Below are 10,678 nucleotides of genomic sequence, written 5' to 3' on the forward strand. Positions count from 1 at the left end.
GACGCGGGGGCGCGCACGCTCAGGCCGCGAGCCCCGTCTTCAGCCCCGCGCCGCACAGCGGTACGACGACGCTGCGGTCCGTCCAGCCGCCCACCGCCGCCCAGCAGGCCACGCCGGTCGTCTCCACGTAGAAGCCGCGGGCGGCCAGATCCAGCTGGGCGGTGCGGATCCGATCCTCGGTCACCGTCAGGAAGGTGCCGCCCGACTCCCGCACCGCCGCCAGGATCGCCCGGGCACGCGGCGGGCGCGGAATGGCGATGCCCTCGGCAAGGGTGGGGGAGGCGGTGATCCCGGCCGGGGCGCCCGGGAGGTCGTCCGCCCCGGCGTGGAAAGCGGCGGCCAATGGGGACACCTTCTCGGCCTGGACGGCGATCAGCGCGGGGCGGGTGTCGATCAGGCCCTGGGCGAGGAGTTCCGCGGTGGCCAGGGCCGCGCCGAGGAGGAGGGTGCCGTTGCCGACCGGGACGGCGATGGCGTCCGGGAGCCGGCCGCCGAGGTCCTCCCAGAGCTCGTACACGTAGGTCTTCGTGCCGTGCAGGAAGTACGGGTTGAAGACGTGCGAGGCGTAGAAGGTGCCGGGTGCGTCGGCGGCGGCGCGGGCCGCCCGCGCGGTCGCCTCACGGTCCCCGGGGACGACTTCCAGCCGCGCGCCGTGCGCCCGGATCTGCTCGGTCTTCTTCGGGGACGTGCCCGCGGGGACGTACACCGTGCAGGGCAGTGCGGCGCGGGCGCAGTAGGCGGCGACGGCCGTGCCCGCGTTGCCGCTGCTGTCCGCGACGACGCGCTCGGGGGCGAGGCGGCGGGCCAGTTCGGCGAGCATGACCGCGCCGCGGTCCTTGAAGGAGAGCGTCGGCATCAGGAAGTCGAGCTTGGCCGAGACCGTGCCGGTGAGCGGCACCAGCGGGGTGCGGCCCTCGCCGAGGGTGGTCGTGGGGGAGGAGAGCGGCAGGACCTCCTCGTACCGCCACAGGGAGTTGACCCGGCCGGGCAGTTCGCCGGCGCGCAGCGGGCCCGCGCTCTCGAAGTCCAGGTCCCACGGGCCGCGGCAGACCGGGCAGCACCAGGTGAGCGAGGTGACGTCGGCACGGGTGCCGTCCTGCGGGCAGCGGTACGTGGTGGTCATGGCGGCCAGCATGCCAGCCGGGCGGCGGGGATGGCGGAACGGAGTCCGGGGCGGCCGCGGGGTCGCGGCCGCCCCGGAGGGGCCGTTTCGAAACGGCCCCTCCGAAGGGGCCGTTCCGGAAGGGCCGTTCCTACCGCCGGGAGAGTCCGCGGTCGACGGCGGCCATCAGCTCGCCGTCCTCCGTGTCCCCGTCGAGCGACCAGAACATCGCGCCGCCGAGCCGGTGGTCGCGGATGTACGCGGTCTTGCCGCGCAGGACCTGCGGGTCGTCGTACGTCCACAGCGTGGTGCCGTCGAACAGCCAGGCGCTGCCGTCACGGACGTTGCGGTGGACCTTGTACGTACCGGATTCGGCCAGCTTCTTGAGGGCCTTGTAGTCCTCGTAGCCGGCCGCCCAGGTAGCGGGGGCCGGGGCCGCCGCGGGCTGTCCGAGGCCGTCGCCGCCGCCGGTCACACCGGTCCAGCCCTGGCCGTAGAACGGCATCCCCATCACGAGCTTGCGGGCCGGGGCGCCGCGCTTCAGCCAGTCGCGCACGGTCTGGTCGACGCTGAAGTCGCCCTTCGCGTACAGCGCGGACTGCTGCGCGGTGGTCTTCTCGCCCGAGACGTGGAAGTCGTAGCCCTGGAGGTTCACGAAGTCGAAGTCCCGCATGATGCGCGGGACGTCGAAGCCGGCGTCGATCTTCTCGGGGGACGTGGGTACGAACGCCGAGAGGTCGTAGTGCTTGGGCTTCGCCCCGTGGTGGCCGCCCTTGCGCGCAGCGGCGCTCTTCGCGTACGCGTCGAGCTGGGTACGGAACTCATGGACCAGCGCCGTGAAGTTCCGCTTGTCCTCGGGCCGGTACACCGTGTCGGTGTCACCGGCGGATCCCGGCCATTCCCAGTCGAGGTCCACGCCGTCGAAGAGGCCGGCTGCCGCGCCCTCGCCGCCGCGCGCCCCGTCCACCGGCAGATTGCCCTTGATGTACAGGTCGATGCACGAGGAGACGAAGGCCTTGCGGGAGGCGGGCGTGCGGGCCGCGTCCGAGAAGTGCGTGGACCAGCTCCAGCCGCCGAGCGAGATCATCACCTTGAGGCCGGGGTGCTTGGCCTTGAGCTCGCGCAGCTGGTTGAAGTTGCCCGCGAGGGCCTGGTCGTCGGTGTCGGCGACGCCGTCCACCGAGCCAGCCGCGTCCAGCGGGCGTACGTAGTCGGCCCAGGCGTCGGCCTCGCCGGGGACGTTGCCCGTGAAGCACTTCCCGTCGGCGCTCACGTTGCCGAACGAGTAGTTGATGTGGGTGAGTTTGGCCGCCGTGCCGCTGGTCTCCAGGTCCTTGACCTGGAAGTCGCGCCCGTAGACACCCCACTGGGTGAAGTAGCCGACGCGTTTGTACGCGGGCGCGGAACTGTGGTGGCCGCCCTTTCCGCGGTGCTCGTCGCCGTGGCCAGTGGTGGCGCCGGCGGCGGGGGCGAGGGTGGCTGCCAGCGAGAAGGCGCAGGCGGCAATGGCCAGTCCGGACAAGGTTCTTCGACGCATGAGGCCCGTTCCTGTGCGTGTGCGGAGGCATGTGCGCATGCCAGGCAGGCGCGTACGCGGAGGCATGCGCGTGGCGAGGCATGTGCGGGGGGAGGTGCGTGACCGTGCTGTGTGGAGAGGAAACTATTGGTCTGGACCAAATACGGTCAAGGGGTGGGACGTACCGGAACGGCCGAAGGCGCGTGGTGACCCGGGCGCGATATGCGCACGCCGACGGCGAATCATCACTTCGAGTGAAACTCTGGCCTGTGCTTGCGGTCTGGAACCGACGGTTGCGACGCTGTTGCAGTCTGTCAACCTCTTGGGGAGTGGCCTGTGACTTTCGGTGAGCAGCCCGCCTATCTGCGTGTTGCGAGCGATCTGAGAGAGAAGATCGCCAACGGTTCGCTGCCGCCGCATACGCGCCTGCCGTCACAGGCGCGTATCCGCGAGGAGTACGGGGTCTCGGACACGGTCGCGCTGGAGGCGCGCAAGGTGCTGATGGCCGAGGGGCTCGTCGAGGGCCGTTCCGGTTCCGGAACCTACGTGCGCGAGCGCCCGGTCCCGCGCCGGATCGCCCGTTCCGGCTTCCGGTCGGAGGCGGGGGCCAGTCCGTTCCGGCAGGAGCAGACGGCGGAGGGGGCCCGGGGGACCTGGGAGTCCCGGAGTGAACAGGAGGGCGCGAGCCCGGAGGTCGCCGAGAGGCTCGGCATCGAGCCGGGCGACCGGGTGATGCGTACGCGCTACGTGTTCAGGGACGGCGGCGAGCCGATGATGCTCTCCACCTCCTGGGAGACCCTCGCGGTCACGGGGCGCACGCCGGTGATGCTGCCGGAGGAGGGCCCGTTGGGCGGCTGCGGGGTGGTCGAGCGGATGGCCGCGATCGATGTCGTCGTGGACAACGTGGCCGAACAGGTCGGCGCGCGCCCGGGGCTGGCGGAGGAGCTCCTGGCGCTCGGCGGGGTGCCGGGCCATGTGGTGATGGTGATCGAGCGGACGTACTACGCGTCGGGCCGCCCGGTCGAGACCGCCGACGTGGTGGTGCCGGCCGACCGCTACCGGGTCGCCTACCACCTGCCGGTCCGGTGAGCGGTTCCTTTCCGCTCGGTCCGGCCGGGTGGCGGCTCTCCTGGCCTGCGGTGCCGGTCGCACGGCGAGTCATCGGTCCTGCGGTGGCGGTCGGGTGGTGGGTCACCGGCCCTGCGGTGGCGGTCGGGTGGTGGGTCACCGGCCCTGCGGTGCCGGTCGCACGGCGAGTCATCGGTCCTGCGGTGGCGGGCTCTGCTGCGGGCGCTCCCGGCCGGTCAGCGGGTTGGCCGGCGCGGCGTTCCTGTCGGGTGACCGATATCCGGCGGCGCCCGTCCGGCGCCCGTCACCACGAATTAACGGCGGCCCGTACCCCGTAACGGGCGGGCAACCGTCGACCGTGATGGCTTGTCATGTCCCGCTCCTACCTTCCCGTTCGGACCCGCACTCCGGACTGACGAACGGGAAGTCACCGATGACGGACACAGCCGTACCGAAGACGGAGACCGCCTCCGGGGGAGACCTCGCAGGCGGCTCCGGTGCCCCGCCTCCCCGCCGCAGCTACGCGAAACTCGCAGCGGACGAGAGCCGGGAGGACTACTCCCTGCGCTATGCGCCGCACTCCTTCCGGCGCTGGTCGCCCGGCACGGTCGCCGGCACCGCGCTCGGCGGGATCGCCTACCTCGCCGACTTCGCGATCGGCGCCTCGATCGTCTTCACCTATGGGTTCACCAGTGGATTCGCCTCGATCATGGCGGCCGCGACGATCATCTTCCTCACCGGCATCCCCATCGCCCGCGCCTGCGCGAAGTACGGCCTGGACATGGACCTCGTCACACGGGGCGCCGGATTCGGCTACTTCGGTTCGACGCTGACCTCGCTCATCTACGCGTCGTTCACCTTCATCTTCTTCGCCCTGGAGGGCTCGATCATGGCCCAGGCCATGCATCAGGCCGTCGGACTCCCGGTCGAGGCGGGCTATCTGATCACCACTCTGATCGTCATACCGATCGTCTTCCGCGGCATGGGCGCCCTGGCCAAGGTGCAGGCATGGACCCAGCCCGTCTGGATCATCGGCATGGTGCTGCCGTTCGTCGTCCTCGCCTTCGAGGCGCCGGACGCCTGGGGTGCCTTCGGTTCCTTCGGCGGGACGGAAGGGGCGGGTTCGGGCTTCTCCTGGATCGGCTTCGGGCTCGGCACCGGTGTCGCCCTCTCGCTCATCGCGCAGATCGGCGAACAGGCCGACTACCTGCGCTTCATGCCGGCGAAGACGGAGGCCAACAAGCGGCGCTGGAACCTCGCCGTCCTCGCCGCCGGACCCGGCTGGGTCATCATCGGCGCGGCCAAGCAGCTCGGCGGCGCGCTGCTCGCCTTCGTCGCCCTGGAAGCGGTCGGCAAGACGCACGCGCTGGAGCCGATCGCCCCGCAGATCGAGGCACTGAAGCCCTGGCTCGGCTCGTTCGCGCTGCCTGCGGCCGCCCTCTTCGTGATCGTGTCGCAGATCAAGATCAACGTGACCAACGCCTACAGCGGCTCGCTGTCCTGGTCGAACTTCTTCTCCCGCATCACCCACCGTCACCCCGGCCGGGTCTGGTACATCTTCCTCAATCTCGTCATCGCGCTGACGCTGATGGAGATGAACATGTTCGCGGCCCTCAACAAGCTGCTGGGCTTCTACTCCAACGTGGGCATCGCGTGGATCGTCGCGGTCGCCGCCGACCTGGTCATCAACAAGCGGATCGGCCTGAGCCCCCCGTACATCGAATTCAAGCGGGCCTATCTGTACGCGGTGAATCCGGCCGGATTCGGGGCGATGGTGATCGCCTCGACCGTCTCGATCCTCGCCTTCTTCGGGCTGTTCGGCAGGTACGCGGAGGCGTTCTCGACCTTCATCGCGGCCGGACTCTCGCTGACGCTCTGTCCGCTGATCGCCTGGGCGACGAAGGGGAAGTACTATCTGGCGCGGCCCAACCCCGTGAACGGCCCCGGCGCCGAGGTGGCGGACATCACCGCCACCCACACCTGCTCGGTCTGCGCCACGGCCTACGAGCTCCCGGACATCGCCGACTGCCCCGTGCAGTCCGGGCCGATCTGCTCGCTCTGCTGCTCGCTGGACGCGGAGTGCGGAGACGTCTGCCGCAAGGCCCCCGCCGCCGGCCCGGTCCTCATGCCGGCGCCGGTACTGCGCGAGGCAGCGGCCCGCCCCTGAGGGACGTTCCTGAGGCCCGTCCCCGAGGGTCCGTCGCCGAGGTTCCGTAGCCGAAAATCCGCCGGGGAGCGCCCCGGGGGCGCATCCAGACGGATGCGCCCCCGGGGCGTTGGTCCGCTCCTGGCCGGATCGGTATCTCTTTGTGCAATTACGCATGCGTTGAGTAAAGGTCAGGCGTAGGCTCGGGCATATGCGTACTGCGGTTTCCTGGGGATCCTTAGAGACATGCACGCCGTTCAGGGGAGGGGCGCAATGCTCGGGAGGGGCACGATGAGCGACAGCGGTGCCGTGCTCCCTTGGCTGGTGATACGGCAGGACGACAACGGCAACCGCTACCGCGTGGGCAGGTACGCCACGCAGGACGAGGCGCAGAAGACCGCCGACAAGCTGGAGAGCCACGGCCACAAGCAGCTCTACTGGGTCGAGCGCGTAGGGCAGACCGCCCGCCCGTAGTGCGCCCCCTACGGCGTTCCGCCGGGCGTCCGTGACGGGGCGTTACGCTCCGCACCATGACTGATCGCGTAGTGGTGGCCGGGGCCGTCTACGACCGGGGGCGGCTGCTGGCCGCGCGCCGCAGCGCCCCGCCCGAGCTGGCCGGACGCTGGGAGCTGCCCGGCGGCAAGGTGGAGCCGGGGGAGAGCGGTGAGCAGGCGCTCGTCCGCGAGCTCCGCGAGGAGCTGGGTGTCGAGGCGGAGGCGTTGGAGCGCATCCCCGGTGAGTGGCCGCTCAAGCCCGGCTATGTGCTCCAGGTGTGGACGGCCCGGCTGGTGTCCGGGGTTCCCGCGCCGCTCCAGGACCACGACGAGCTGCGCTGGCTCGGACCGGGCGAGAGCGGCACGGTGGACTGGCTCGAACAGGACCTGCCCGCAGTGGCCGAAGCCGTACGCCGGCAGCCCGGCGGCGCACACGGCTGAGCCGGGACCCTTCGCCCCACTCCGTGCGCCCCCTCCCTACACGTACGGCCGTTCGTGCGCACGCTCCTACACCCGTACGCCCCACGTGTCGACAGCAGCGGTATTTCGTCCTGAATTACGGGTATGTGATGTTTAGCCCCCGCAATCAGGAGTTCCCGTTGCCGGCCCTGGGAAGTGATCGGCGTGATCGATACGGAAGGCGACAGCGCGGAGTGGAGCTTTCCGGCTGTGCCCGGCGCCGTGCGCACGGCACGGCATGCCGTCCACGAGGCGCTGACCTCCTGGGGGCTCGACGCCGCCGTCGGCGATGTGACGGTTCTGCTGGTCAGCGAGCTGGTGACCAACTCGATGCGGTACACGGCGGGTCCCATTGGAGTACGGCTGGTACGCCCCCGTCCTGATGGCGAAGGCCCCGCAGTGCACCCCGGACTCCTCGTGGAAGTCTCTGATCCGCTTCCGGATCCGCCCACCGAACGTATGGCCGGGCCCGACGACGAAGGCGGCAGAGGGCTGCAGCTTGTGGCCTGTTCGGCCCGCCGCTGGGGGACCCGGCGCGGAAAGAGCGGCAAGACGGTGTGGTTCGAGCTGGCCCTGCCTGGTTAGGAGTGAGGTGGGACGAACAGCGATCACGGTGGGAAGGTCGGAATCGGCCGGTCGGAATCTGGCCGAAACGGACTGAGACCGTGCTGTGATCGTGAACGCCGTGTCGGTCGGGGCCGTAGTGCTGAATACTGCGGGCAGGACCGGTCCGGTGTGTGAGCTGGAGGGGACGGTCGCGTGAGCGAGATACCTGGGACAGCGGGCGACGTGGTGTGGCAGAGCAGTCCGCCTGGCTCGATCTACGACTACATCAGGGTCGCCTCCTTCTCGATCGGCCCCGATGGCCTGATCGAGCAGTGGAGCCGCCGGGCCGCCGGCCTCTTCGGCGTTGCCGCTCACGAGGCCATGGGCAAGGACCCGGTCGAGGCCTTCATGCCGGCCGAGCTGCGCGGCGACGGCCACCGCCGGATCGGCGAGGTGCTCGACGGCAAGGAGTGGACGGGCCTCGTCCCCTTCCGGATGCCGGGCGAGGACGCCGTGCACGGGCTCGCCGAGATCTATGTGATGCCGAGTGAGACGGCGACCGGTGAACGGGCCGCGGTCTGCATCGTGGTGGACGTCCGGGCCCTGCGGCTCATCGAGACGGACCTCGCGGCCTCGCAGGCGATTTTCGGCCAATCTCCCTTCGGCTTCGTCCTGTTCGGCACCGACCTCACCGTGCTGCGGGCCAACCAGCGGTTCGCCACCGTCTTCGGCGGCCAGGCGGACGACCACCGCGGCCGTACGGTCCACGACTACCTCGCGGCCGCGGAGGCGGACCGGCTGACGGCGACACTCGAACGCGTCCTGGCCACCGGCGACTCCGTCACCGACCTCCAGCTCGTCGGCACCGCCCCCGGCGACACCGAGCGCCGCCACTGGTCGATGAACCTCTACCGGGTGCACAGCGGCTCGGGCCGCCCCATCGGCATCGCCGGACTGGCCACCGATGTGACCCGGCGCCACATCGCCGCCCGGGAGGCCGCCAGCGCACGGCGCAACCTCGCCCTGCTCAACGAGGCGAGCGCACGCATCGGCAACTCCCTCGACCTGGAGACGACCGCCCGCGAACTCCTCGACGTCGCCGTACCCGGCTTCTGCGACCTCGCGTCCGTCGACCTCTACCAGGCCCTGCTCACCGGCGAGGAGACGCCGCCCGGCAGCGGCGGCTCCCTGCGCGGGGAAGCGTTCGGCGGCTCCGCCGAACTGCGCCGCGTCGCCTTCGCCAGCGCCGTGTCCGACGCCCTGCCCGGCATCCCCGACTCCTCGGCCGACGCCGAACCCCACACGGTCGACGGCCCGCCCGCCCTCGGCGCGCTGCACCACTACCCCTTCGGCTCACCGTGTGCCATCGCCCTGCGCACCGGTCATGTGGAGGACGTGCCCGGCGACGACCGCGGCTTCGTCCAGTCCACGCTCGCCGTGCCGCTGGTCGCCCACGACACCGTGGTCGGCCTCGTGCGGTTCTCCCGGACGAAGGGCAGTGAACCCTTCGGGGAGCGGGACCGCTCCCTGGCCGGCGAACTCGCCGCCCGCGCCGCCGTCTGTATCGACAACGCCCGCCTCTACCGCCGCGAGCACGAACGCGCACTGATACTCCAGCGCAGCCTCCTGCCGCCCGGCGACCCCGAGGCCGCCGGCCTCGACATCGCCTGCCGCTATCTGCCCGGCAACACGGCGACCGAGGTGGGCGGCGACTGGTTCGACGTGATCGAGCTCCCCGGCCACCGCACCGCCCTCGTCGTCGGCGACGTGATGGGCCGCGGACTGCGTGCCGCCGTGGCCATGGGCGAACTGCGCACCGCCGTGCGCACCCTGGCCCTCCTCGACCTGGAGCCCGCCGAAGTCCTCTCCGCGCTCGACGAGGTCGCCCGGGGCCTCGGCACCCCGGGCGCCGGCACCTCGGCCGACGCCGGCGGCGGCGCCCAGTGGCCCTCGCGGGCCGCCCACAAGTCACGCGAGGCGGACCTCTCCGAGGTCTATCTCGCGACCTGCGTCTACGCCGTCTACGACCCCGTCACCCGCCGCTGCACCTTCGCCAACGCCGGCCACCTGCCTCCGGTCGTCGTCGAGCCGGGCGAAGCCGCGCTGCTCCTCGACGTACCGCCCGGCATGCCGCTCGGCGTCGGCGGCGAACCCTTCGAGGAGGTCGAGGTGGAGCTCAAGGAGGGCGCCCTCCTCGCCCTCTACACCGACGGTCTCGTCGAGTCCCGCGACCATCCGCTGGACGAGGGGCTCGAAGCGCTGCGCGAAGCCCTCGTCGAACCGGCCCGGCCCCTCGAGGACGTCTGCGACCACGTACTGAGCTCGCTCGACACCCGGCACGGCGAGGACGACATCGCCCTGCTGATGGCCCGCATCCAGGGGCTGCCGGCCGACGCCGTCGGCGACTGGCGGCTGCCCCGCGAGCCCCGCTCGGTCGGCCGCGCCCGCGAACTGGCCCGCGGCCGGCTGCTCGCCTGGGACCTCGACGACCTGGTGGACACCACCGAACTGCTGGTCAGCGAACTCGTCACCAACGCCCTCCGGTACGGCGAGGGCGAGATCCGGCTGAGACTGCTGCGCGACCGCACCCTCGTGTGCGAGGTGTGGGACGCGGGCCTCGTCCAGCCGCGGCGCCGGCGCGCACGCGACACGGACGAGGGCGGCCGCGGACTCCAGCTGGTCGGACTGCTGAGCGCGGCCTGGGGGTCGCGCCGGACACCGCGCGGCAAGACCGTCTGGTTCGAACTCCCGCTGCCCGACGGCGCACCGGCCGCCGAGCGTACGGTGGAGGAACTGCTCAGCATGTTCTGAGGCCGGCTCAGCACGTACGGGGGCGGGCCTCCCGGCGGATTCACGAAGCGGACTTCAGCGCGGCGAGGCGGGCCTCCACCTCGGCGCTCTCGCCCAGCGTGTCCAGCTGCTCGAACTGGGCGTCCAGCGAAGACGCGGCGAGTTCCTGCTTGCCCAGCGCCTTCGCCTCCTCGCGCCGTACCTTGTCCTCGAACCGGCTGATCTCGCTGGTCGGGTCGAGGACGTCGATGTTCTTGACGGAATCCATCATCTGGTTCTGCGCCTGGGCGGACTTGGCACGGGCGACCAGCTCGTCACGCTTGGACTTCAGCTCCGTCAGCTTCGTCTTCATCCGGTCCAGGCCGGACTTCAGCTTGTCCACCACCTCGGTCTGCGAGGCGATCGTGGGCTCCGCCGTCCTCGCCTCCTTCTCGGACTGGAGCTGGCGGCCGAGCGCGACCTTGGCCAGGTTGTCGAACTTGTCGGCGTCCGGGCCCGATCCGCCGGCCCGCAGCTCATCGGCCTTGCGGCTGGCGGCGAGCGCCTTCTCGCCCCAC

The 10,678-nt window shown here is 71.2% G+C and carries 9 protein-coding genes; 6 read left to right on the forward strand and 3 right to left on the reverse strand.

The window, feature by feature from the left end; genetic code table 11:
- Window positions 1–19 precede the first annotated feature (19 nt).
- Window positions 20–1,135 carry a pyridoxal-phosphate dependent enzyme gene (locus EAO72_RS31670; protein ID WP_148020511.1) on the reverse strand — a complete coding sequence of 372 codons (1,116 nt, stop codon included), beginning with the start codon at window positions 1,133–1,135 and terminating at the stop codon, window positions 20–22.
- 118 nt (window positions 1,136–1,253) lie between these two features.
- Window positions 1,254–2,639, reverse strand: a complete 1,386-nt coding sequence (locus tag EAO72_RS31675) for a glycoside hydrolase family 18 protein (protein ID WP_148020512.1) — start codon at window positions 2,637–2,639, stop codon at window positions 1,254–1,256.
- A gap of 315 nt (window positions 2,640–2,954) precedes the next feature.
- Between EAO72_RS31675 and EAO72_RS31680 the strand changes: the two genes are divergently transcribed.
- From EAO72_RS31680 to EAO72_RS31705, 6 genes are all read left to right on the forward strand, one after another.
- Window positions 2,955–3,707, forward strand: coding sequence for a GntR family transcriptional regulator (locus EAO72_RS31680; RefSeq protein WP_148020513.1), 753 nt, complete (start codon window positions 2,955–2,957; stop codon window positions 3,705–3,707).
- 412 nt (window positions 3,708–4,119) lie between these two features.
- Complete coding sequence (locus EAO72_RS31685) at window positions 4,120–5,853, forward strand: purine-cytosine permease family protein (RefSeq protein WP_148020514.1); 1,734 nt, start codon at window positions 4,120–4,122, stop codon at window positions 5,851–5,853.
- Window positions 5,854–6,123: 270 nt separating this feature from the next.
- Entirely contained in the window at window positions 6,124–6,306 is a 183-nt protein-coding gene (locus tag EAO72_RS31690) for an SPOR domain-containing protein (protein ID WP_459112829.1), read from the forward strand.
- Between the two features lie 56 nt (window positions 6,307–6,362).
- Complete coding sequence (locus EAO72_RS31695; protein WP_148020516.1) at window positions 6,363–6,767, forward strand: (deoxy)nucleoside triphosphate pyrophosphohydrolase; 405 nt, start codon at window positions 6,363–6,365, stop codon at window positions 6,765–6,767.
- A 174-nt stretch (window positions 6,768–6,941) separates the two neighbouring features.
- Entirely contained in the window at window positions 6,942–7,370 is a 429-nt protein-coding gene (locus EAO72_RS31700; RefSeq protein ID WP_148020517.1) for an ATP-binding protein, read from the forward strand.
- Between the two features lie 207 nt (window positions 7,371–7,577).
- A complete protein-coding gene (locus tag EAO72_RS31705) occupies window positions 7,578–10,142 on the forward strand; it encodes a SpoIIE family protein phosphatase (RefSeq protein ID WP_187285405.1) in 2,565 nt (854 codons plus the stop codon).
- Window positions 10,143–10,182: 40 nt separating this feature from the next.
- Here EAO72_RS31705 and EAO72_RS31710 read toward each other — a convergent pair.
- A partial coding sequence (locus EAO72_RS31710) for a PspA/IM30 family protein (protein ID WP_148022153.1) occupies window positions 10,183–10,678 on the reverse strand: 496 nt, incomplete at its 5' end.

The organism is Streptomyces sp. OR43 (genome assembly GCF_008042275.1).
In the GTDB taxonomy this organism is placed as follows: Bacteria; Actinomycetota; Actinomycetes; order Streptomycetales; family Streptomycetaceae; genus Streptomyces.

Excerpts from the sequence above, each read along its gene's own strand:
- EAO72_RS31685 (WP_148020514.1), top strand. The coding sequence starts at position 4,120 with ATGACGGACACAGCCGTACCGAAGACGGAGACCGCCTCCGGGGGAGAC.
- EAO72_RS31695 (WP_148020516.1), top strand. The coding sequence starts at position 6,363 with ATGACTGATCGCGTAGTGGTGGCCGGGGCCGTCTACGACCGGGGGCGG.
- EAO72_RS31690 (WP_459112829.1), top strand. The coding sequence starts at position 6,124 with ATGAGCGACAGCGGTGCCGTGCTCCCTTGGCTGGTGATACGGCAGGAC.
- EAO72_RS31670 (WP_148020511.1), bottom strand. The coding sequence starts at position 1,135 with ATGCTGGCCGCCATGACCACCACGTACCGCTGCCCGCAGGACGGCACC.
- EAO72_RS31675 (WP_148020512.1), bottom strand. The coding sequence starts at position 2,639 with ATGCGTCGAAGAACCTTGTCCGGACTGGCCATTGCCGCCTGCGCCTTC.